This window comes from Corynebacterium sp. ACRQJ (assembly GCF_022346045.1).
Taxonomy (GTDB): Bacteria; Actinomycetota; Actinomycetes; order Mycobacteriales; family Mycobacteriaceae; genus Corynebacterium; species Corynebacterium evansiae.
The window spans coordinates 56340-79449 of the sequence record NZ_JAKRMT010000003.1; the positions used below are offsets into that span (position 1 = coordinate 56340).

General features: G+C 63.5%; 23 protein-coding genes. 5 read left to right on the plus strand and 18 right to left on the minus strand.

The genetic code is table 11. The annotated features are described in order from the left end of the window. Positions 1-6 precede the first annotated feature (6 nt). From MHX52_RS02890 to MHX52_RS02905, 4 genes are all read left to right on the plus strand, one after another. The gene (locus MHX52_RS02890; RefSeq protein WP_239316472.1) at positions 7-1005 is read left to right on the plus strand and encodes a DoxX family protein; all 999 of its coding nucleotides are present in this window, start codon (positions 7-9) and stop codon (positions 1003-1005) included. A gap of 205 nt (positions 1006-1210) precedes the next feature. Next, positions 1211-1567: a hypothetical protein gene (locus MHX52_RS02895; RefSeq protein WP_035002994.1), complete on the plus strand. Its 357-nt coding sequence runs from the start codon at positions 1211-1213 to the stop codon at positions 1565-1567. 57 nt (positions 1568-1624) lie between these two features. Next, on the plus strand, positions 1625-2971 hold the full coding sequence (locus tag MHX52_RS02900) for an AMP-binding protein (RefSeq protein ID WP_239316474.1): 1347 nt from the start codon (positions 1625-1627) through the stop codon (positions 2969-2971). 132 nt (positions 2972-3103) lie between these two features. After that, complete coding sequence (locus MHX52_RS02905; protein WP_239316475.1) at positions 3104-4000, plus strand: 1,4-dihydroxy-2-naphthoate polyprenyltransferase; 897 nt, start codon at positions 3104-3106, stop codon at positions 3998-4000. A 65-nt stretch (positions 4001-4065) separates the two neighbouring features. Here MHX52_RS02905 and MHX52_RS02910 read toward each other — a convergent pair whose 3' ends face one another. Both MHX52_RS02910 and MHX52_RS02915 read right to left on the minus strand, forming a co-directional pair. Beyond that, positions 4066-4758: a hypothetical protein gene (locus MHX52_RS02910; protein ID WP_239316477.1), complete on the minus strand. Its 693-nt coding sequence runs from the start codon at positions 4756-4758 to the stop codon at positions 4066-4068. Between the two features lie 19 nt (positions 4759-4777). Next, complete coding sequence (locus MHX52_RS02915) at positions 4778-5125, minus strand: DUF4229 domain-containing protein (RefSeq protein WP_049048917.1); 348 nt, start codon at positions 5123-5125, stop codon at positions 4778-4780. An 84-nt stretch (positions 5126-5209) separates the two neighbouring features. On the opposite strand from MHX52_RS02915, the gene MHX52_RS02920 reads away from it, so the two are divergent. Continuing rightward, positions 5210-5587, plus strand: a complete 378-nt coding sequence (locus tag MHX52_RS02920) for a hypothetical protein (RefSeq protein ID WP_239316479.1) — start codon at positions 5210-5212, stop codon at positions 5585-5587. On the opposite strand, the gene MHX52_RS02925 is transcribed toward MHX52_RS02920, so the two are convergent. From MHX52_RS02925 to MHX52_RS03000, 16 genes are all read right to left on the minus strand, one after another. Then, a complete protein-coding gene (locus MHX52_RS02925) occupies positions 5588-6649 on the minus strand; it encodes an aminoglycoside phosphotransferase family protein (RefSeq protein WP_239316481.1) in 1062 nt (353 codons plus the stop codon). It abuts the gene before it with no gap. 4 nt (positions 6650-6653) lie between these two features. Next, positions 6654-7529, minus strand: coding sequence for a glucose-1-phosphate thymidylyltransferase RfbA (gene rfbA, locus MHX52_RS02930; protein ID WP_049048912.1), 876 nt, complete (start codon positions 7527-7529; stop codon positions 6654-6656). Further along, a complete protein-coding gene (gene rfbC / locus MHX52_RS02935; protein ID WP_070488056.1) occupies positions 7529-8224 on the minus strand; it encodes a dTDP-4-dehydrorhamnose 3,5-epimerase in 696 nt (231 codons plus the stop codon). Before rfbC ends, rfbA begins: the two co-directional genes overlap by 1 nt. A 55-nt stretch (positions 8225-8279) precedes the next feature. Then, the gene (locus tag MHX52_RS02940) at positions 8280-9047 is read right to left on the minus strand and encodes an ATP-binding cassette domain-containing protein (RefSeq protein ID WP_035002982.1); all 768 of its coding nucleotides are present in this window, start codon (positions 9045-9047) and stop codon (positions 8280-8282) included. Further along, complete coding sequence (locus MHX52_RS02945; protein WP_049048909.1) at positions 9044-10102, minus strand: iron chelate uptake ABC transporter family permease subunit; 1059 nt, start codon at positions 10100-10102, stop codon at positions 9044-9046. The genes MHX52_RS02940 and MHX52_RS02945 overlap by 4 nt, the downstream gene beginning before the upstream one ends. After that, entirely contained in the window at positions 10102-11103 is a 1002-nt protein-coding gene (locus MHX52_RS02950) for an ABC transporter permease (RefSeq protein ID WP_035002979.1), read from the minus strand. The genes MHX52_RS02945 and MHX52_RS02950 overlap by 1 nt, the downstream gene beginning before the upstream one ends. Before the next feature lie 91 nt (positions 11104-11194). Continuing rightward, entirely contained in the window at positions 11195-12190 is a 996-nt protein-coding gene (locus MHX52_RS02955) for a siderophore ABC transporter substrate-binding protein (RefSeq protein ID WP_049048907.1), read from the minus strand. A 114-nt stretch (positions 12191-12304) separates the two neighbouring features. After that, positions 12305-13441 carry a dTDP-glucose 4,6-dehydratase gene (locus MHX52_RS02960; protein ID WP_239316483.1) on the minus strand — a complete coding sequence of 379 codons (1137 nt, stop codon included), beginning with the start codon at positions 13439-13441 and terminating at the stop codon, positions 12305-12307. Between the two features lies 1 nt (position 13442). Further along, positions 13443-13814 (minus strand): hypothetical protein, encoded by a 372-nt coding sequence (locus tag MHX52_RS02965; RefSeq protein ID WP_239316485.1) that lies wholly within the window; start codon positions 13812-13814, stop codon positions 13443-13445. 48 nt (positions 13815-13862) lie between these two features. Further along, positions 13863-14975 (minus strand): c-type cytochrome biogenesis protein CcsB, encoded by a 1113-nt coding sequence (gene ccsB / locus MHX52_RS02970; RefSeq protein ID WP_239316487.1) that lies wholly within the window; start codon positions 14973-14975, stop codon positions 13863-13865. A gap of 92 nt (positions 14976-15067) precedes the next feature. Continuing rightward, complete coding sequence (locus MHX52_RS02975; protein ID WP_035002968.1) at positions 15068-16726, minus strand: cytochrome c biogenesis protein ResB; 1659 nt, start codon at positions 16724-16726, stop codon at positions 15068-15070. A gap of 92 nt (positions 16727-16818) precedes the next feature. Continuing rightward, positions 16819-17616 (minus strand): cytochrome c biogenesis CcdA family protein, encoded by a 798-nt coding sequence (locus tag MHX52_RS02980; protein WP_239316489.1) that lies wholly within the window; start codon positions 17614-17616, stop codon positions 16819-16821. After that, complete coding sequence (locus tag MHX52_RS02985) at positions 17617-18225, minus strand: TlpA disulfide reductase family protein (protein ID WP_080722656.1); 609 nt, start codon at positions 18223-18225, stop codon at positions 17617-17619. 1 nt (position 18226) lies between these two features. After that, positions 18227-18832, minus strand: a complete 606-nt coding sequence (locus tag MHX52_RS02990; protein WP_034985255.1) for a histidine phosphatase family protein — start codon at positions 18830-18832, stop codon at positions 18227-18229. A 109-nt stretch (positions 18833-18941) separates the two neighbouring features. Continuing rightward, entirely contained in the window at positions 18942-20273 is a 1332-nt protein-coding gene (gene hemL / locus MHX52_RS02995) for a glutamate-1-semialdehyde 2,1-aminomutase (protein WP_239316491.1), read from the minus strand. A gap of 63 nt (positions 20274-20336) precedes the next feature. Further along, a complete protein-coding gene (locus tag MHX52_RS03000; RefSeq protein ID WP_239316493.1) occupies positions 20337-23108 on the minus strand; it encodes a cation-translocating P-type ATPase in 2772 nt (923 codons plus the stop codon). Between the last annotated feature and the right edge of the window lie 2 nt (positions 23109-23110).

A 23110-nucleotide genomic window follows, 5' to 3' on the forward strand; every position in this document is an offset into this window, starting at 1 on the left:
AGCGACATGAATATTTTTAAAGATGTTTGCATCACGATTTCCCGCATCCTCGTGGGCATCGTGCTGATCGCCCACGGTTGGCAGAAGTACGATTCCTGGACTATCGACGGCACGGCACAATCCTTCGAGTCCATGAGCGTGCCGTGGCCAAACGCTTCCGCGCAGATCGCCACCTACTTCGAGCTCGCCGCGGGCGTGCTGCTGATCCTCGGCCTGCTGGTTCGGATCGTCGGCCCGCTGCTGTTTATCCAAATGGCCTTCGCTTTTGGCTTCGCTCACTGGGGCAAGGGTGTCTTCGTCGCCGATGGCGGCTGGGAGCTCGTCGGGGTTCTGGGCGCGGCGGGCCTCGCCCTGGCCGCATCCGGCTCGGGTCGCTTTAGCTTGGACTATCTCTTTATGACGCCCGTACGTGCCCGCAAGGAACGTAAGGAGAAGGCAGCGCAGGAGGCCAACGGTAGCTATACTCCCGCAGCCGCGCCTGCCGGAGCGGCTGGAGCCCCGAACGCAACTCCGAATGCAGCTCCGAATACTGGCCAGAGCCCGTACGGCAGCTATGGGTCTACCAACCAGGGTTCCAACTTCCAGGGTTCCAACTTCCAGGGTTCCAACTATCAGAGTTCTAATTTCCAGAGCTCGCCCGCGCAGGTTCCCAACAACCAGGGTTCCAACTTCTGGGGCAACAACCAGGGCAATAAGTCCCAGAACAGTAAACCCTGGAACAATCGAGGAAACGACGGCTACGCTGGCTACACCATCGGTGGCACGGACAACGCTGGCAGTGCTGGCGCCGCTGGCGTTGCCGGTGGCGCCGGTGGCGCCGGTGCGGCGGGCATGACGAACGGCAGCGACGCTGATGCCCCTACCACCCAGTGGAACAGCGACCAGAGCGGTGGCCCCTCCAGCAACAACAGCTTTGGCGGCTTCTCCAGCTCCGGTTCAGATTCCGGCTCGGACAGCGGCTCCAGCGGTGGAGACGGCGACGGAGATGGCGGCGGTGGCGACTAAAGGCCACAGGCCACCCACGCCCTGCATCTGAGCAGCACACACTACCCCGCAGGAGGGCAGAAACCCTCCCCTGCGGGGTTTTGTTTTTGAGTTCTCTAAACCCAAATAAGGTGGGTAGAAAAAATGCTTGACTTTTCCAACAATTGTTGATTACCCTATGTTTTAATATTACAAATCCACAGATTTTAAGGAAGGAGAGCGCATTATGTTCAACCCATTTAGTCAGCTCCGAGCAAAGCTCTGGACGACCGACACCACCGAGGGGCCTGATCCGGCAGCCCCCGATGCGGCCGATGTCGCCGATGCGCTCCCCCTCCCCGAGGAGTACCGCATCTACCTCGAAGCCAACCGTGACCTCCCTACCCCCTTTTTGAACGCTTTGGATACTCGCAGCCCCTCTTACCTCGACATCATCGCCTACCTCATCGACACCGGAAAGACTCCCGCTACGCGCCAGGACGTGCAGGCCAGCTTCCTCGCCATTCATAAGCGCCTTCCCGGCCCGGCGGAGCTGGAATCCACCGTGAAGCGAGTCCAGGAGTTCGGCCTAGAGGCCAGCTAACCGCACAGCCCCACTGTTCGGAGAATGCTGCCCGAGCCGGCTTGTACATTGGTCAGCATGACCGGAAACTCTTCCCTCGTCCCCCTGCAGCCGACCGTCATCAGCGCGGCCTCGCCCGAGCTTTTCGCCACCTCCCTGGAGGCTCTAAAGCGGCTGCTCGCGGGGGAAATCTCCATCCTCCCCCTCCCCGCGGATTGGGAGCAAACCTGCCCCGAACTGCCGAAACAAATGCGCGCAGGGAGTTCCCTTAAAGACGATTTGGTTGCGCCCGGCACACTCATCGCCTGCACCTCTGGCTCCACAGGCACGCCGAAGGGTGCGGTGCTCGGGTCGCGGCAACTCACCACAAGTGCGGACGCCACCGCCTCCTTCATTGAGCGCCATTATCAAGCGCAGCCGGGGGCGTGGCTGCTCACACTTCCGGCCCATCACATCGCAGGACTGCAAGTGATGCTACGCAGTCTGCGGGCGGGCTACACTCCCCTGGCCGCTGCGCACTTGCAAGCCCAACACCTACAAGCTCAGCGCCCGCACGCCGGCGTGCGTTTCACCGCAACCGGCTTCATCGCAGACACAGAATCATTAGCGGAAACCTACCCCGACGTGGACCTCTACACCTCCCTCGTACCCGCACAGCTGGAAAGAATCGCTGAAGACCCCGCCGCCGTTAAGGCACTGAAGCGCTACGTCTGCGTGCTGGTGGGTGGCGCGGCGGCGCGTGAGGGCGTCATAAAAAAGATGGCCGAGGAAGGAGCCCAGATCGCGCTGACCTACGGCTCCAGCGAGACGGCGGGCGGGATGGTGTACAACGGCCAACCCCTGCCGGGCGCGCAGGTGCGGGTCGACGGTGCGGACGAGCGCGGGGCCGGGCGCGTGCGGATCAGCGGGCCGATGGTGGCGGACGGGTACCGCAACGTGGATTCGGCGGAGGCGTTTCCGGTGGCAGGTGAGTTCGTAACTTCCGACATCGGGGTTCTGGAAGGCGGCGTTCCAAAAGGCGGCGAAGAGTCAGGCGGCACGCTGCGGATTCTCGGGCGCGCCGACGGGGCCATCAACACCGGCGGCTACAAGGTGCTCCCAGAAGAGGTGGAAAAGGCCATCTGCCAGCAGGTTCCAGGAGCCGAGGCTGCCTTTACGGCAGGCGTGGAGGATCCCAAGTACGCGGAGTTCGGCGAGTCAATCGGGGCGCTGGTAGTACTGCGAGAGGCTGGCAACGGCGCGGCCGAGCACCCCCGCGAAGTGACCGACCTGGTGCGCGAGGCAATGCGCGGGCAGGCGGGGCCAAGTCTGATTCCCAGGCGTGCCTGGGCTATCCGCGAGATGCCGACCACTGGGCCGGGCAAGACCGACCGGCAGCAAGCCGCCGCGATGCTGGACGAGCTCTACGGGCAGCCGCACTCGTAAACGCCCCGGCACCTACACACCCCAGCACCTACGAGCTTGGGTCCCGGCGCCTACGGACTAGACTGAAGAGGTTTGCGGCACCCCATACTCGCGGGCGCCGCTCCCCAGTGCGAGCCCCAAGAAAGGCGGACCATGACTTCCACCCCCAGGCAGTATCCCGGCGCGACCCCGGCCCAGTGGCTGGAGGGAGCGCGCCCGCACACCTGGGCAAACGCCGTTGCCCCGGTGCTGGCTGGCACCGCGGCGGCCACCCTGGCGGGCGAGGCAAACCCCCTGCGGGCCGTACTGGCCGGGGTTGTAGCCCTGGCGATGATCGTCGGCGTGAACTACGCCAACGACTACTCCGATGGCATCAAGGGGACGGACGATGACCGCTCCGGCCCACTGCGCCTAACCGGCAGTGGACTCGTGGAGCCGAAGAAGGTCAAGTACGCGGCGTTTGCTTCCTTCGGCGTGGGAGCGGTCGCCGGCATCGCGTTGAGCCTGCTGAGCGCCTGGTGGCTGGTCCTCGTCGGCGCGGCTTGCATCGCCGGCGCATGGTTCTACACCGGCGGCAAGAACCCCTACGGCTACCGAGGGCTGGGTGAAGTCGCGGTGTTCGTGTTCTTCGGCCTGGTCGCAGTACTAGGAACGGAATTCACCCAGACCGGCAGCGTGAGCTGGCGCGGCCTGCTACTGGCCATCGCCGTCGGCAGCCTATCCAGCGCCGTGAACCTAGCCAACAACTTGCGGGACATTCCTACTGACGCCGCCACCGGTAAGATCACCCTGGCCGTTCGCCTGGGGGACGCGAACACCCGCCGCCTGTGGGTGGGGCTGGTTTCCCTGGCGGTAATCGTCACTATCGGCATCAGCATCGGCCACTGGTGGGGGCTCATCGCCCTGCTGGCGGTTCCGCTATTCGTGGTGGCAGCCCGCCCGGTGACCAGCGGCGCGGAGGGCCGGGCGCTGATTCCCGTGCTGGGCATGCTGGGCCGCGGAATGCTGCTGTGGTCGGTACTGGAGTTTGCCGCCGCCCTGCTGGCCTAAGCTGGGTAGTCCCCTGCTGGCCTAGCCTGAGCAGCCTCGCCGGCCAAGGCTGAGCCGGCTTTGGGCTACGCGGGCGCCGGGCCGAAGTCCACCCCGTGGAATCGGACATTGTCCGCGATCTGCTGGGTCAGGCCGTCCCGCCATGCCATGGGAACGGCGGAGCCCAACTTGAAGGTCACCCCGATCGCATCGACCTCGTAGATTCCTCGCGGCAAGCTCAGCACTGCTGCCTCCACCTGCACCGATTGGATGCGGTACACATCCAACGCAGACTGCGTCGGTACGCCAGGGCGACCGGGGCTACCGGGGCGGAGCACCACCTGAAGTGCAAACTCCCCATCCAAGACCCCGGCACTGCGCGTCCACTGATCGGCAAGCTCGGGGCCGAGCCCCACCGACTCCGGCCCCGCACTTTGGTAACGAGTGCTGATCACGTTCACCCGCGCAATGTCGCTCCATGGGATTCTTATGGCTGCATCCCCCACCCCCGAATCGTCCACGACAAGCGCCGGGTTGATCGTTGTACTGGACGTAGCCCGCGCGTTGGCCTGTCGCTGGCTGGTGTACCAGCCAAACATCGCAAGCCCCACCAGGGCGAGGGCTACCAGCGGAATCAGAGTCTTCTCGACCACCATCATGGCTACACACCCCACAGCGAGGGCGGCGAACACTAGCCCAATAGCCAGCCCGCCGAGCTGCTTGCCCCGCTGTGTTCGCGGGTTTACCCACACCACAACGTCCTGGGGTCTGCCATACATGGCAGTCAGTTTAATCGCCTTAGTCGTCCAGGCGCTCGCGCAATTGGTTACGCAGCTCCTGCTTGTGGGCCTGCCTATCGGCATCCCACGCCGCCACCTGTCGGGTCACCCGCAACCGCAGGCCCTTGAACATGAACATCGACAGCGGCAGAGCCAGGATCAGCGCCAACGTCATGCTAATCAGCAGCGGGAAGTAGTTCGCCATTCCCAGCAACACCACGACCATGTGGATGATGAACGTCAGCACCAGGAACAAAACCAGGCGTAAGAAGCCGTACAGTGCAATGTCACGTACAGCCTTGCCCTTGTCGACCGACGGGCTCTGACCCTCCGTCGTGTCCTTTGCCTTCACATCATCATTAGTCACGCCCCCAACACTACGTTCACCCCCTGGATAACCGGTAATCACCGGCTGGAAGTAAACGCGGGTGAATCCTCTATGCTGGAAGCCATGGGTCGCCTTGTTTTGCTCATCTTGATCATCGTCACCATCGTGCTGCTGTGGAAGGCATTCGGTCCACAGACCTGGGGGAATGGGTCGCCGTTGAGGCGAAAGGGCGTCAGCAATAAACAAGAAGGGCTAAGCCACAAGGGGCCGGACGACGACCCGGACTTCCTGTGGAACATCGAGAAAGAGCGCTTCAAGAAGCGCCGCGCGCAGGAGGCCAAAGACGCGGAAGAGGCCGAGCGGAAGCGCCGCCAGGAGCTCCGTGAACAGCAGCAACGCGAGGCGCGCGGCGACAAGCGCAGCGAGAACACCCGCGACGAGCAGAAGCCGAATGACCCGGAAAACACGGACGACCCGGACACCCCGAAAGACGGAGCGTAACTAGAGCAACTCCACGCGCGGCGAACGCCCCGTGCGGTAGTGGTCGATCAGCAGGAATATGTTGTCCCAGTCCTTGTAGATTTCCGCGCGGCGCAGCACGCCCGTATCCTCGGCGCTCTCGGAGGTACGTCCGCCATCCGGCGCGCGGTATAGCGGCCCCGGCATCGGCTGCGGAACACCCGGCACAACGGGGGCTTGGCGACGCTGCTCGTGCTGAATAATTGCCTGTTCGTAGACCATTGTCGGCAGCTCCGGTGCGATGCCCGCGAAGTGCGCATAGTCCAAGGCCGGGTCGCCGACGGTCATGTCGGAAAAGTCGATCACACCCACGCCGCCTTCGGCGTTCCACAGCATGTGGTCCTCGTGCAGCTCCCCGTGGGTCAGCGCGCGCTGCTGCTCCGGACGGGAGATCATCTCGTCCACCTGCGCAAACACGCGCTCCACGAACTCCGCCTCTGCAGCGCTCAGATGAGGGGCCAGGATCGTTTCCGTGCGGGACTTCATCAGCTCCAACTTGCCCGGCAGGGTGCGCGGGGCGTGGTTCAACTCGCTGGTCGCCTCTCCGTCGGTCCACCAGGAATCCACGCGGCTCATCGGCAGCACATCCGGGTCGAAGGCGTGCATCGTGGCCAGCAGGCTGCCCAGCTGCTCGGCCACCCACGCGCGTTGGCTGGTAGACAGCTTTTTCCAGAGCGCGGCGGTCAGCGGTTCGCCCAGCAGCTCGGTCTGCATGGTCAGCATCACGGGCTCGGCGGTGTTGAATGTCCCCCGCGCGTAGGCCTGCCGCACCGTCCCCGGCACCCGCACCTTGGTGCGGCGGAAGAGCTGCGCGATCAGCGAGGATTCCAGCATCGCCTGTTCCCGGTATTCCTTCTCGAAGGGAACGCGCACCACGACGGACTCGGGAAGCATGTCGTTGAGTTCAAATTCCTTTGAGCGCAGTCCGTCCAGAATCACCACTGCGTGGTCGATGCCCTGCTTCGGCACGCGCTGGCCCGTCCATTCCAGGTCGCGCCAGGTGCGCGCCACCATCTCTGGGATGCTCTCGATTGAAATAGCCACTTGTCTACCGCTCTTTCCCACGCTTCAGAAGCCCGCTGAGGTACTGACCGTAGGCGCTCTTGCCCAGTTTGCGCGCGGACTCCCCCAGCTCCACATCGTCAATGTAGCCCAGGCGCCACGCGACTTCCTCCGGGCAGCTGATCTTCAGGCCCTGCCGTTGCTCGACAGCGCGGACGAAGTCGCCGGCGGCGGCCAGGTCGTCCACCGTTCCCGTGTCCAGCCAGGCGGTACCGCGCGGCAGCACCTCCACATGCAGGCGCCCCTCCGCCAGGTAGCAGCGGTTGATGTCCGTGATCTCCAGCTCGCCGCGCTCGCTGGGTTCCAGCGACTTGGCGATCCGCACCACGTCATTGGAGTAAAAGTACAGGCCGGGAACTGCATAGTTGGACTTCGGCTCCGCGGGCTTTTCCGCCAAGCTCAGGGCCGTGCCTTCGCGGTCGAACTCCACCACTCCGTATGCCTCGGGTTCGGCCACCCAGTAGGCGAAGATCGCCCCGCCGTCGGGGTTGTGGAAGCGCCGCAGCTGGGTGCCCAGGCCAGTGCCGTAGAAGATGTTGTCGCCCAGCACCAGGGCCACCGCGTCGTCGCCGATAAAGTCCTCGCCCACAATGAAGGCTTCCGCCAGGCCATTCGGTTGGTCCTGCACCGCGTAGCTGATCTGCACGCCGAACTGCGAGCCGTCGCCCAGCAGCCCGCGGAACTGCTGCGCATCCGCTCCCGTGGTGATCACCAGGATGTCGCGAATGCCCGCCAGCATCAGAGTCGTCAGCGGGTAGTAGATCATCGGCTTGTCGTACACGGGCACCAGTTGCTTGGAAATGCCCTGCGTAATCGGCCACAGCCGCGAGCCGGTTCCCCCGGCCAGAATGATGCCCTTCATCAGTCGGCCTGCTCCCACTCGTCGGCGGCCTGCAGCGCCTCGGCCCAGTCGGCGCGTAGTTGTGCCTCCCATGCCCGCACCTCGCGGTATTCGGGCAGACGGTCGCGCACCTCGCTCAAGCTTGGCGCCGAATCGTCCTTGGTGGATAGTACGGCTTGTTCCTTAGTGACGCCCCAGGCTACAGCCAGTTCCGCATCAAACGGGTCGATACCGTATTCCCTCTGTGGGTTGTATGCCTCGGTGACCAGGTAGTTCACGGTCGTCTGGTCGGTGTGTGCGCGGAATCCGTGGCCCACGCCCAGGGGCACGTAGACGCTGAAGTTATTCTCCGCAGACAGCTCCACGGTGATGTGCTGGCCGAACGTCGGCGAGCCCACGCGCACATCCACCAACACATCCGTAATCGCACCGGAAAGGCAGCTGACGAACTTCGCCTGCCCCGGCGGCACATCCGCCAAGTGAATGCCCCGGACCACGTTGCGGGAGGAGCGCGAAAGGTTCCCCTGGGCCACCTCGAAGGGGTAGCCCAGCTTCTCGCCGAAAGCCTCCGCCTTGAAGCTTTCGTGGAAACTGCCGCGCTCGTCGCCATGCACCTTCGGCACATAAGCCCAGGCGCCGGGGATGGGGAGATCCACAATGCTGCCCGGTTCAGCGGTTGCCAGTAGCTCGTCGGTGCGCGGGGTGGTTTCACTCATGGTTTCTACTTTAGCGGCGCTGCCGGACAACCAACGGCAAGGTTGTGCGGCGAGCTTAGAAGTAGCAGGCCATCGGCCCATCGGGGCCGTCGACGACGGTCACGGGGGTGTCAAAGATGTCGGTCAGGATCTCATCGGTCATGAGCTCCTCCGGGGTGCCGAAGCGCACGATCTGTCCGTCCTTGACGGCGCAGATGTTGTCCGAATACTTCGCCGCGAAGTTAATGTCGTGCAGCACCACAATGATGGTGCGGCCGAACTCCGAGGCCGCCCGGCGCAGGTGCTTCATCATCTGCACCGCGTGGGCGATGTCCAGGTTGTTCAGCGGCTCGTCCAGCAGCACATAGTCGGTCTCCTGGCACAGCACCATCGCCACATAAGCGCGCTGCCGCTGCCCGCCGGAGAGCTGATCCAGGTAGCGGTTCTCCAGCTCGCGGAGGTTAAAGAAGTCGATATAGGTGGAAATAATCTCCTCGTCCTTCCGCGTCAGCCTTCCCTTCGAGTATGGGAAGCGGCCGAACCCCACCAGCTGGCGGACCGTCAGGCGGGTGACGAAGTGGTTCTCTTGCCGCAGGATCGACAGCACCTTCGCCAGGTCCTTGGACTTCGTGGTGCTCACATCAAAGCCCGCGACCTCGATGCTGCCCTCGTCCAGATCCAGCAGTCGCCCCATCATGGTGAGCAGGGTGGACTTGCCCGCGCCGTTGGGGCCGACCAGGGAGGTCACTCCCCCGGCGGGGATCTCCAGGTTTGCCGGACCGATGCTGGCTCCGGAGCCGGAGGCGTCACTATATTTTTTAGCGACTTCGGACAGCTTGATCACAGTCGACCCTTTCTAAGAATGACGTAGAGGAACACTGTACCGCCGACCAGCTCAATGATGATCGAGACCACGCCCTGCGCGTAGAAGATGTGATTCATCACGAAGTACGCGCCCGCCAGCACGCAGAAGGCCGTGGCAATGGCCATCGGGAAGACATAGCGGTGATCGGAGGTGCCCGCGAACTGATAGGCCAGCGTGGCCACCAAGAATCCCAGGAAGGCCATCGGGCCAACCAGCGCGGTGGAGACGGCCATCAGGACTGCGACCAGGATCAGCACCACGATCGACTTGCCCCGGTGGTTAATACCCAGGTTCGTTGTCGCATCCGGCCCCAAGGCCAGCACATTGAGAGTGCGGGACATCAGCAGTAGCGCGCCTGCGGCCACGGCAACCAGCACGATAGAGATCGGAAAGTACTCTGGCTCCGCGTTATTCACCGACCCGAACAGGCGGGCGGTCAGCAGGTCGAAATCGCTGGGCGTCAATAGGCGCTGCATAAAGGTAGACACCGACCCCAAACCTGCCCCGATAATAATGCCGACCAGCAACATCGCGTGCATGTTCGCGTTCTTTCCGGTGAGCAGCCAGGAATACAGCAGCAGCGCGAAGCCGACCATGAGCACCAGCTGGATGATGTAGGTGGTCATGGTGCGGGCCTCCACCAGACCGCTGCCGCCCAGGAAGAACACGGTGGAGGTGTGGATGGCCACGTACAGCGACTCGAACCCCATGATTGACGGGGTGATGATGCGATTATTCGTCACCGTCTGGAAGGCCACCGTGGCCACAGCCTGGGCAACCGCGACGATGGCGATGGCGATTACCGCGTTCATGCGGCGCTCCGCCAGCAGCCAGAAGCCGCGCGTGCCGAAGGGCATCGGGTTGCCATAGGCCAGCAGCCCCACCGCAGAAGCCGCGCCCAGGACAACGATGATGCCGAGGGCTAGCCAGTACTTCGCCGCCATCGACTGCGTGGGGAACGCGCCTGAGGAGCGGCCGGGCGTGCTCGAGAGCAAACGCTGCGGCACCAGCCGCTCGAGGGTTTGGTTCGTCATTAGCGGTTCCTCACAATCAGCACGACAAAGACCACAGCGCCGACGATGCCCAGCACCACGGAAACGGGGATCTCGAAAGGCGAGATCAGTGTGCGGGCCAGTAGGTCACAGGCGGCGACGGTAGCGATGCCCACCAAGCACACCCACGGCAGGTTACTGCGCAGGTCGTCGCCGCGGATCATCGAGACGATGTTCGGCACGATCAGCCCCAGGAAAGGCAGGTTGCCGACCACGACGGTCACCACGCCCACGGCGATGGCGACCATGATGGTGCCGACCAGCACGATCCGTCGGTAGTTCATGCCCACGCTGGTGGCGAAATCCTCGCCTAGACCAGCCAGGGTCAGACGGTCGGCCAGCAGGAACACGCCCACCACGACCAACAGCACTACCCACAGCACCTCGTACTGGCCCTTGTAGACCGAGGTGAAGCTACCGGCGAACCACACGCCCAGCTGCTGCAGCATATCGGTCTGCAGGGCGACGAAGGTGGAGACCGCGGAGACGACCGCACCCAGCATGATTCCCACAATCGGCACGATCAGCGAGGAGCGCAGCGATACGCGCTGCAGGAAGAAGAAGAACACCATCGCGCCGACAAAGGAGAACACGACGGCGCCGACCATCCGCCCCATCACAGTCGCACCGGGGAAGACGACCATCACAAACAGCAGGCCCAGGCCCGCCCATTCAGTGGTGCCGGTGGTGGTCGGTGAGACGAAGCGGTTCTGCGTGAGCATCTGCATCACCAGTCCGCACATAGCCATCGCCGCGCCCGCCAACACCAATGCGATGGTGCGCGGGACGCGGGTGATGGAGAACATGTCGATGCCATCTTGCGCGTTGAAAACATCGTATTCGCCGATCAACAGACTGCCGACGAGAAGCGCCCCTACAACCGCTGCGGCGACCAGGAACTTCCAGTCGACGAGTTTTCCCCGGGTACGCGCAACCCGAGGTTCATTGCGAACCTCGGGTGATGTAGTGCTCTGAGCAGTCATTCCAGCTGGTCAATTCACTTTCTATAGCGTTGTGCAGCGCTGCACGGCGGCAATGCGCGGTGCAGCACGGCGGTGCGCAGTATTCGCGCTATTACTTCCCTTCGAAGGCGTCTGCCAGGGAGTTCAGGATCTCGGTGTAGGTCGTGATCGACTCGTTGATGTACGTATCCTGCGGTGCCACGAGCACGCGATCCTCCTTCAGCGCCGGCACACCCTTCAGCGCATCGGCGCGCTTGATCACGTCTGCCGCCGGGGAGTAATCCGGCTTGTCCGCGTTGATGGCACCGTCGCGGTCCATCACCAGCATCCAGTCCGGCTTCGCATCTGCGATTGCCTCGACGGAGATGTCATCGCCCTCGTGGTTGCTGGAGGCGTTGTCGACCTCCAGTGCCGGGTCCATGCCCAGCCAGTCGAACACGGGACCCCACACGCGGCCGATGTGCGGCGCAACGTAGCCGATTTCGCCGCCGGAGACGTTGACGGCCATGACCTTCTTGTCGCCATCCAGCTTGTCGTAGGCCTTCTTCGCGCGATCCTTCGCATCGTTGAAGTCCTGCACCATCTTGTCGGCTTCGTCCTTCTTATCGAAGATTTCACCCAGGGTGGTGATCTGGCGGATCAGCTCCTCGTCCATCGGCTTATCCTCGCGGGGCTCCAGCTCCACGACGGCCGCATCCGGGACCAGTTCCTTGATCTCATCGTCGCGGTCCTTGAAGCGCTGGCCGCTGATCACCAGGTCCGGCTGGGCTGCCACCAGAGCCTCGAAGTCGGGCTCCTTGTGGTTGCCGAGATCCTTGATCTCCTCGTCATCCTTGTAGTCGGTGACGGTCGCCGGAACCAGCTTCTTCGGAGCAGCGGAAAGTTCCACTCCCCACTCGTTGAGAATCTCGAAGCTGCGGTTATCCAGTGCAACCACGGACTTCGGGTTCTTCGGAACCTGCAGTTCGCCGTTGTTGTCCTCGATGGAAATCGTGCTGTCGCTGCTGGACTGGTTGCTCGACGCACCCTCGTCAGCGGAGCCACAGGCGGCCAGGGACATACCTGCGGCCACGAGTGCGGCCAGCAGCTTGATGCGATTCTTTGCCATTTTTCCCTTACAAGATTCAAACTAACTCAACATACGGTTAGCCGAACCTTACATAGGTCTTACTTACTTAGTCAAGCCTTGCTTAAAAGGGCGGTCACCCCCGCGCGGGTGACGCTACGAGGGATCAACCTCTTCTGCGGTTATTTCTTGTTCGGTGGCGCGGTATTTCTTTTCGGACGCCGCCCTGGACTCAACCCACCACTTCTCATTCTGGCGGTACCATTCCACCGTCTCGGCGAGCCCGGAAGCAAAGTCCGTGAAGCGCGGCCGCCACCCTAGTTCGGCAATGCTGCTGGGATCAATCGCATAACGGCGATCGTGGCCGGGGCGGTCAGTGACGTGCACAAAGTCATCCCCCGGGCGGCCGAACTGTTCCAGCAGGTCGCGCACGACCTGCAGGTTGGAGCGCTCCCCCTCTGCGCCGATGAGGTAGGTCTCCCCCAGTTTTCCGGAATCCAGAATCCTCCACACCGCATCGTTGTGGTCATCCACGTGAATCCAGTCGCGGACGTTCTCGCCCGTGCCGTACAGGCGAGGACGGTGCCCCTCGATCAGGCCAGTGATCTGCCGGGGAATGAACTTCTCCGGGTGCTGGCGCGGGCCGTAGTTGTTCGAGCAGTTGGAGATAGTGGCCTTCAACCCCCGCGAACGCACAAATGCGCGGACGAAGTGATCCGCCGCCGCCTTGGATGCAGAGTAGGGCGAGGAGGGGTTGTACGGGGTATCTACCGTGAAGCGGTTCGGATCGTCCAGGGCGAGATCGCCGAAGACCTCGTCGGTGGAAATGTGGTGCAGGCGCACCCCGAGGTCCGCGGCCGCCTGGGCGACGTTCAGGGTGCCCTCCACGTTGCTGCGGGCGAAGATCGCGGGGGTAGCCAGGGAGTTATCGTTGTGGCTCTCCGCCGCGAAGTGCACGATCGCCACCCGGTCGGCGGCGGACTGCTGGGACTCGGCAGCACCTTTGTTCCCCGCATCCTCTACGGCTTCGGTAAGCGTAATCGCCCGCTCGAGAGCCTCCCGGAACGCCGAGGCATCCGCCACGTCGCCTTCGATGAACTCCACCCGCCCCGGATAAGCAACCTCCAGCGGGATGCCGTCCTCGGTCTGCAGATTCAGTGGGTTCGCGGCATACGTGAGGGCGTCAAAAATAAGAACCTTGACGTCCGGTTTGGTCTCCAGCGTGCGGTGGACGAAGTTCGCGCCGATAAAGCCGGCCCCGCCGGTGACGAGGACGGTGGAAAAACTGCTCACGTTACTCCCCCGTTAGCAGGATCAGCGTAGCTATTGCCGGAGCATCGCCGAGGCTACGCAGAGCGTGCAGTTGGTGAGCAGGTACATGGATTGCGGTACCTGGGGTTAGCTCTACGATCTCCGGCGTACCTTCAGCTTCCGAACCGGCCCAGACAGTGAATTCGATGCGACCCTGCTGCCCCATCACCAGAATCGGCTTCGGTGCCTTGTGGTCTGCAAACACGTCGCCTGGCTGGAAGGAGATACGCACCACGCGGGCACCATCGACATTGGCTTCAACCTTGACCTGTGGAACAGCACGACCACCTTCGACGTCCTTCGGGGCAGTGAGGTCCGAAATGAAGGTGTGCTGAGCGGCATTGTGCTCGGTCACGGAGACATCCTTCCTGGATAAAGGCAGAACGGCGAATCTAGCGCCAGGCTAGTTCAGGCCGGCGTAGGAGTGCAGGCCGGAGACCACCATGTTGATGAAGAAGAGGTTGAAGACCATCGTGGCGAAGGCGAAGACGTTGATCCACGCAGACTTCGGGCCGCGCCAACCCGGGGTGGCACGGGCGTGCAGGTAGGCGGCGTAGAGGATCCAGGTGATGAAGGAGACGGTCTCCTTCGGGTCCCAGCCCCAGAAGCGACCCCATGCGGCATCCGCCCAGATGGCGCCGAAGATGATACCCAAACCGAAGATCGGCAGTGCCCACACGGCGGTGCGGTAGGCCAGTGCATCCAGCTTGGTGACATCCGGCAGCGGGGCGGCTACAGTGCCCAACCAGCCCTTTTCCTCACCCTTCGGGTTCGCGTAGCGCAGCAGGTACATCAGGGAAGCCATGCCGGAGATCAAGCCGATGCCGGCGCCAATAGACACCACGGATACGTGGATGACGAACCAGTAAGACTGCAGCGCCGGTACCACCGGAGCGGTCTCCGCGTACAACTTGGTACCCGCGTAGAACAGCAGGCCGACGACCGGGGTCAGAACCCACGGCCACATGACACGCATCGCCTTGCGGCGGATCATGAGCGCGGCAACGACCATGGCGAACAGGGTGACCACGCCGACGTACTCGAAGAGGTTGCCCCACGGGAAACGGTTGGCGGCCAGGCCACGCAGGATCACGAACACCGCATGGATTGCGATGGCCAGCCAGACCAGGGACTGGGTGATCCCGCCGAGCTTGTCGGCGCGGTCCAGGGTCTTGGAGATACTCTCGGAGCGCAGACGCTCCGGCAGTTGTGCCTCGAAGGAGGCGAAGTCGGGCTCGATGTCCTCGCCCGTAATCTCACCGGCATCGGCAACATCCGAGTCGGCCGCATTGCCCGTAGCACCTGCGCCTACGGTCACCTTGGTGGTGGAGGCAGCGCGCGCGGAGTGCTCCGCCTGCAGCTTCTTCAGCTCCTCGGCGCGCTGGCGACGACGGTCCGCACCTACGCGGACCATCCCGTAGAAGACCAGGGAGACGGCGAGTGCCAGCAGGTACAGGGACTCTGCGGAGCGGAAGGCCAAGTCGGAGAATTCGGATAGCTGCGGATCGATCTGCATCGAAAATCCTTCTAAAGAAAAGTCTTAAATCGCTACAAATTATCAGCTTAGCGCCTGTTCACGCGCTTCCACAATCACCCATTCGGGGTGAATCAACCCCGTGGCGCCAGGTGATCGTCGATGTGGTCCTCCCAGTCGTCGGAATCCACGTCGTACTCCTCGTCCAGGGCCTCTTCCTCCAGCCCCAGCACGCGCTCGGCACGGCGGTTGAATTCGCGGCCCCAGCCGGCGGAGTCAGTGCGGGAAAGGCCGGCGATCTGGATCCGCGTGCCCTCGCCCTCCGGGGTGATGCGCACCCAGAAGCGGCGGCGCTTCACGGCCAGGGAGGCGACGAGCGAGGCCAGCATCAGCACGGCAAACACCAGCACCCAGGTGGTCGTCGGGTCCTTGGAGACCTGCAGGTTCACAAACTCCTTGGCACCGTCGAAGGTGATCTCTGTGCCATCGTCCAGGGTGACGGACTCGCCCTTCTCCAGGTTCACCCGGTCCAGCATCTGCATCTGGCCGGAGTGCAGGGCCTCCGAATCCAGCGCAAAGATGTTCTGGCTGCGCCCGCCATCCAGGCCGGTATCGCCACGGTAGATGTCGATGGCCACCGCGGGATCGCGCATCGCCGGGAAGTTGGAGGAAAGCACCTTTCCATTCGGCCCCGTCCACTCCGCCGATGGCGCGAACAGTCCCTGCAGGGAGATCTGGTTTTGGCGGCGCTCCTGCAGATCCGGGTACATGCCCGCGGGCGGATCCCAGCGCACTGCACCGGAGGACAGGAAGTACGTCATGTCGTCCGGGCGGAACTGCACGGTCTCGGTGCGCTTCTCCCCGTTCGGCCACTTAATCGTGAACGTCGGGGCATAGCCGTGGCCCTGCAGGTACACGCGGTTGCCCTCGATACGCAGAGGGTGGTTCACCTTCAGCGTCTCGTGCTCCCACTCCTCCGTCGGCTTGAAGGCATCCTCCTTGCCGGCGTAGTCGATGTTGGACTCGAAGCCCACCGCCTGACCGTTCTGCAGGTAGTCGGCCTTGAAGTCCTTGACGTTTACACAGAAAGGAGTCAGCCCAGTGCCGTCGAACACCGGGCCGTTGCGGAAGGAATCGAAGTTGGAAACTGCGGAGTTGCAGAACTGCGACTGCTCGGTATCCGTCCCGGCCACCACGATGACCTGGCCTTCGTAGTACACCATTTTGCCCATAGCCACCGCGATGAGAATGCCCACCAGAGACAGGTGGAACACCAGGTTCGCGGCCTCGCGCAGGTAGCCCTTCTCCGCGGACATGGACCAGGCCCCTGCGCGGTCGTTGTCCTTATCGACCTCGTTGACGTTCCAGCCCTTAAATTCCTCGCGCAGGGATTTCTGCACGTCTTCTACCGATTCATCGACGGTTCCGGAGTAGTGGTAGGGCATGCGGTCCAGGCGCTTCGGCGCTGGCGGCGGGGAGGAACGCAGGGCTTTGTAGTGGTCGATGCTGCGCGGCAGGATGCAGCCGACCAGGGAAATAAACAGCAGTACGTAGATCGCCACAAACCAGGTAGACCCAAAGACATCGAAAAGCTGCAGCTTGTCGAAAACCTCGGCGGTCTTGCCGTTGGCGTCAATATATTCGGCAACCTTGCCCTCGTTGAGCGACCGCTGTGGCAGCAACGCGCCCGGGATCGCGGCCAGCGCCAGCAGGAAAAGCAGCACCAGGGCGGTCTTCATCTTCGTGAGCCACTGCCAGCCCTTCTTCGGCAAGCTCAGGATCGTTTTCAGCATGGTTGCTCTTTCGTACTTTCGCTCTCTCGTTATTATTGACGCCCACTTCTCGGCCGCGACCTTTTCCCTTAAGCCGACGGCAGCGAATCGGCTTAGATCGGCAGGGTCTTATCCGAGATGAATACCTCCCGGATATAGTCCACGAACGTCGCCCACTGGCCGGTGACCAGCAGCAAGCCGACAATGATCAGCAGCGCGCCGCCGATCATCTGGATGGTGCGGGAGTGCTTGCGCAGCCAACCGATACCCGTCAGCGCCTTCGAGGACCCCAGCGCCACGACAATGAATGGTAGCCCGAGGCCCAGACAATAAGCGACGATCAAGATCACACCGCGGGCGGCGGTCATCCCCTGGGTGCCGGCGGATACCGAAATGATGGAGGCCAACGTGGGACCCAGGCAGGGTGTCCAGCCCAGGGCGAACACTCCGCCCAGCAGCGGTGCCCCGGCGATGGTGGTCCAGCGCTTCGGACTGAGGCGCGTGTCGCGCTGCAGAGGGGAAATGAAGCCCATGAACACCACGCCCATGGCTATGGTGACCACGCCACCGATGCGCATCAGCAGGTCCTGGTTCAGCCTCAGCGCGTTGATCACCCCGAAGACCGTGACCGTGGCCAGCACGAACACCACCGTGAAGCCCAGCACGAACAGCAGCGCTGCGGTGGCCACCCGGCCGCGCTTGGCTTTGACCACCGTGCCTTGCTCCGTGTACTCGGTCTCCGCGCCAACAACTCCGGCGAGGTAGGAAATATACCCTGGCACCAGCGGAATCACGCACGGTGAGGCAAAGGAAACCAGCCCCGCGGCGGCGGATACCAGCAACGCGAGCAGTAACGGACCGGCGGCGGCCGTATCCGCGAAGGTCTCTCCGATGGACTCCGCGAGGATCATCTACGCTTCCTCATCCAGCAGCGGCTCGACCTGTTCCCAGAGTTCCTTGTCCGTGATCTCCTTCAGGAAGATGTGGGCCGGACGGTGCTGCTTATCCAACACGATGGTGGTGGGAATAACGGAGGCCGGCACGCCACCCAGCGCCAGGGCGGTCTTGAACGGCGGGTCGTAAATAGACGGGTAGGTGATCCCGTTGTCCTTGACGAAGTCCTGCGGCTTTTCCTTAACGTTGTCGCGCACGTTGATGCCCAGGATGGTGCCGCCGCCATGCTTCTCCAGCTTGTCCTGGACGCGCTGCAGGTCGTCGGATTCGCTACGGCACGGTCCGCACCACTGGCCCCAGGCGTTCAGCACGACTACCTGGCCCTCGAAGTCGGAGAGATTAATGTCATCGCCGCCGTCCAGGTTGGTGCCGGTGAAGTCGGCGACCTCCTTGCGCTCCTCTGGTTCGTAGTGGATGCTGGTCTGCCCGCCGGGGGCGACGAACTCAAAAGTTCCGCCGCTGGCCACAGCATCCTTGCCCGCGGTGCTTTCCTCACCGCAGGCGGTAAGCGCCGCCCCACTGGCGAGCAGAGTTGCCGCGAGCGCTGCCGTTAGCTTCTTACGCACCTTAAATCTCCTGTGCCGGCTCAGAATAGAAGATGTCCGTCAGTTGCCCACCATCGAATACCAGCGAGGTCACGGAGGCCAACTCGCACTGGCGATCCGCCGGGTTGTGCGCCAGGGGCAGGCCCTGCACGTCGCGCTGGATCATCACGATCGGCAGCTGGTGGGTCACAAGCACTGCCTCGTGTCCGCGGGCCTTCTCGCGCGCGGCGTCGACAGCCTCCCACATCCGGTCGGCGATCTCCTGGTAGGGCTCGCCCCAGCTGGGGATGGTGGGATTCTTCAGCATGGGCCAACGCTTCGGGTTCCAGAGCGCGCTGCGCACACCCTTGATGTGCAGACCTTGCAGATCGTTACCTGCCTCGATAATGCGCTCGTCCGTGTGGACCTCCAGGCCCAGTTTTTCGGAGAACGGCCGGGCGGTTTCCTGCGCCCGCTGCAGCGGGGAGGCAGCCAGGTACACCACGTCGTGGTCAGCGAGGTCGGCTGCGGTGGCATGCGCCATGTTCCGCCCCCGCTCGGAGAGGTGATAGCCGGGCAAACGGCCATAGAGAATGCGATCCGGGTTATGCACTTCTCCGTGCCGTACAAGGTGAACGATCGTTGCCATGGTCACCTAGCTTAGCGTGCCCGGCACCCCAACCCAAGTAAGGCAAACCCTGCTTTAAGTGCTTCTTACTGGGGTTTTAGATTCTTTGAATTAGACCCCAGCGCGAAACTTAAACCGCAGGGGTGGCCGCCGCTGCAGCCTCCGCAGCCGGGGTAGCGGCCGCCGCGATCTTCTCGAAGTCGGCATCGGTCAGTGCCGTGGAGACGAACCAGGTCTCAAACACGCTCGGCGGGGCAAACACTCCGTGGTCCAGGAAGGCGTGGAAGAAGGCCGGGTAACGGAAGGTATCCGCGGCCTTCATGTCCGCGAAGTTCGCGCCCTCTCCCTCGGCGAAGCGCACGCTCAACATGCTGCCCGCGCGCTGGATGTGGTGGGCCACGGAGGCCTTAGTCAAAGCGTCGGACAGGATGCCTGCCAGCGCGTCGGCATTCGCATCGAGCTTCTGGTACGCGGCGGCGTCAGCCAACTTCAAAGAGGCCAGGCCCGAGGCGACGGCAACCGGATTGCCCGACAGAGTACCTGCCTGATAAACCGGGCCAACCGGCGCGAGGTGATCCATGATCTCCGCCTTGCCACCGAAAGCAGCGGCAGGCAGGCCACCGGAGACGACCTTGCCGAAGGTGGTCAGGTCGCCGGCCACGCCATCCTTGCCGTACCAGCCGGACTCGCTGACGCGGAAGCCCGTCATGACCTCATCGACGATGAGCAGGGCACCGTTTTCGTGGGCAATGCGCTGCAGCTCCGCGTTGAAGCCATGCGGGTTCACGGTGCCCATGTTGCCGGCGGCGCCCTCCACGATGATCGCGGCGATCTCGCCCGCGTGGGAGGCAAACGCATCTTCCACGGCCTGCACGTCACGGTAAGGCACCACGACGGTATCGCCCGCGGCGGCCTTGGTGATGCCCGGGGAATCCGGCAGGCCAAACGTAGCCACGCCGGAACCGGCCGCCACCAGCAGCGAATCGACGTGACCGTGGTAGCAGCCCTCGAACTTCAGGATCTTGTCGCGACCCGTGTAGCCGCGGGCCAGGCGAATGGCGGACATCGTGGCCTCGGTGCCGGAGTTCACCAGGCGGGCCTTCTCCACGGAGGTGCGGCGGACGATTTCCTCCACCAGGTCGACCTCCATCGTGGTCGGCGCACCGAAGGAAAGACCGTGGCCGGCGGCCTCCCGAACTGCCTCCACGATCTGCGGGTGGGCGTGCCCGTGGATCATCGGCCCCCAGGAGCAAAACAGGTCCACATAGGAGTTGCCGTCAACGTCGTGCAGCGTGGAGCCCTGCGCGGAGGTGATAAACGGCGGGGTGCCGCCCACAGATCCGAACGCGCGAACCGGGGAGTTCACCCCGCCCGGGATCAGCGTGCGAGCCCGGTCGAAGGCCTTCTCGCTGGCCTGGCTCTGGGAGTTATTCGAGTGCTGAGGGTCGGCATTAACAGACACGAAAAGGATCCTTCCTGCCACTTCACTAGTGGTTAGCTTGCAATCCCCACCAGCCTAGCGCGGCTAACGCTGGGACTGCTCATACTCCTCGTCCGCGGCCTCCGCACGGGCCAGGGAGATCGCCTCGGCGCGCTGCTTCTCCTGCTTGCGCAACTCGCGGATCTCCCGCCGGCGCTCCACCCAGCCCTGCCACGAGTGAGTCTGGCGGAGCGTGCCGCGCGCGTAGTTGCGGTGCAAAATGCGGGCGCTCCGGCTCTCGATCAAAGTGGAACTGAGCAGCATAAACACCGTGGCCAGCAGGGGGTTGAGCACGCCGACGACTGCTAGAGTCGCGCCGACCGCGTTATAGGTCCAGGACAACCACACGTTCCAGTCAGTGGTGTTGCGGATGTGTCGAACCAGGTTCACCAGCTCCGGCAGCGCGGAAACATCCTCGCGCTGCATCACCACGTCCGCCACCTCGGCGGCAGAGGGATCGATGCGGTTGGAAGAAGTCATGAGGATGCCCACATCCGCAACTCGCAGCGCACCCAGCACGTCACTATCGCCCACCATCGCCACGCGCACGCCCATGGCGTGGACACCGCGCACAGTGGCCGCCTTGCGATTCGGTGCGATGCCGGCCAACACGGTGGAGATGCCGAGTGCGTTCGCCGTACGGCGTGCCACAGGATAGATGTCTCGGGAGAGCATGTACGTCTCCATCTGCATATCCTCCAGCTGGTCGATCGCAGCCGGGGCATCGTCCTTGAAACTATCTGCCAGGTTAATGACGCCGCGGTCCTTGCCCTTCCAGCTGACGATCACGGGCGAGCCGCCGTTCAAAGCTGCCGTCGCCAGGCGCGGATCACGGATCTCGCCCAGGTCGTGCGGGCGCCACAGGCGTGCCTTGACGTGGCGCATTTCCCCTTCAATCGGCAACTCCGCCATTCCCTCGAAGGTGCCGTCCTTGGTGATCTTCACCTCGCCCACATCCAGCCAGTGGGGAATCCCTTCCCCGCCAGCACCGCTGTCGCGTGCCTCGCGGTCGGCGCGCACCAGCGCCTGAGAGACCGCGTGATTCGACTCCAGGGACAGAGCGCCAGCCACACGGAGGATCAGGTCCGGGTTCTCCCCCTTGACAGGCGTCACGCCGATGACATGCATCGGCCCATCGGTGAGGGTGCCCACGCGGTTGAAGACGATGGCGTCCACCTCAGCGAGCTTGTGAATGGTACTCGTATCGCGCAGTAGAGCACCCGCAGTGGCAGCACGCCACAGCCCCAAACGCAGCGCCAACGGCGCAGACAGAGCCAGGGCAACCGGCGCGACGACTGCCAACAGGGAGAGGGCGGTAGCCATCGCCGCATCGACGGACTTAGTAATGGCCAGCCAGGCGATGAAGTCCACTGCAGCCAGCACGAAAGCCCACGGCACAAGCAGGCTGGCGGTACGGTTTGTCAGCTGGGTAAGACGAGTCTCGTCCAACGCGGACCCGCGCACCCAACGGTGCATGGCGGCCAGGCGCGTAGAGGAACCCGTGGCGTGCACGCGCATCTTCAACGTGCCGCCGTGATTGCGGGCACCGGCAAAGATGCGGTCGCCGACTGAGACCTCGAAAGTACGGTGCATACCGCCGACGGGCCCCATGTCCACAAGGGACTTACCACTGATGATCTCGCCGTCGCTGGGCACCATCATGCCGGTATGAATGATGATGTCATCGCCCGTGCGGATCTCCGCGATCGGAATGTCCTTCTTTTCCGTCTTCGACTTACGAGTCTTGCGCACCACCGTGACTTCCTTGGCGGCGGGCACAGTCAGCACGGATAGGATCGACTTCGAGCGCAGCGCCGTGCGCCGGGAAAGTAGCCTGCCGAAAAGCAGCAGGATAGTGCCGCCACAGGCGACGTCGAAGAAAACTGCTCCCTTAATGTCCTGCGCAGACCACACTCCGGCGAACAGCACCTGATGGCTGTGCCAACCCACGTTGCCGGCGGAAGTGAAAATCAGGGTGCACGCCGAGTACAAGTAGGCCAGAAGGATCGCCACGGAACTGGCGCCATCCAGGGCGGATTGCCCCCGCCTTAAACCGCCGAAAAAGGCCCGGTGGAAGGGCCACGCGCACCACGTCGCCACTGGGGTGGCCAGCGCCAAGCAGACCCACTGCCAATAGTCGAACTGCCAGGCGGAAACCAGCTGCAGAACCACCACCGGCAGCCCCAGCACCACGGCGACGATCAACCGCATGCGCGTAATCAGCTGCCGGGCGGTGTGCAGACCCTCGGTGGAGTCGAAGGGGTTCTGGCGGCGGAACCTATCCATCTCCACCTTGTTCCGGTCGCGCCGTTTGCGGCTCTCCGCCGCAGCCCATGCCCTTCTGTGGTCGCTGGCATGGCGCCGCATGCGCCGGCGCGTTTCCTCGATCTCCAGCCGCGAGGCGCGGCGGCGCAGGGAGGAATCCGTCAGCCAGCTATCCAGGTTGTGCTTTTCCAGCACCTCCTGGATCTGGGCGGGCAGCACGTGATCTTCAGCGGAGATCCACGCCATGCCGGTGGAGTACACCACCGCGGCCTGCACGCCCGGAATGTCGTTGAGTTCCTCCTCCACGGTGGTGGCGGCCACCGCGGATTCCAGCCCTTCCAGGCGGTAGGCGAAACTGGCGAGCCCCCAGTGTTCGCGTGCGGCACGGTCGGCTTCCTCTTCGGTGGACGGCGTGCGGTCCATGTCGAAGCCGGCCCTCGCCGCTGCCTCTCGAGCCTTCAGGATGGCCTCGTCGACGTCGTCGACACCCACGGCAGCTTTTCGCGCCGCCCGGCTGCTGGCCGGGACGATCTTTGATTCCTGCTCAGTCATCT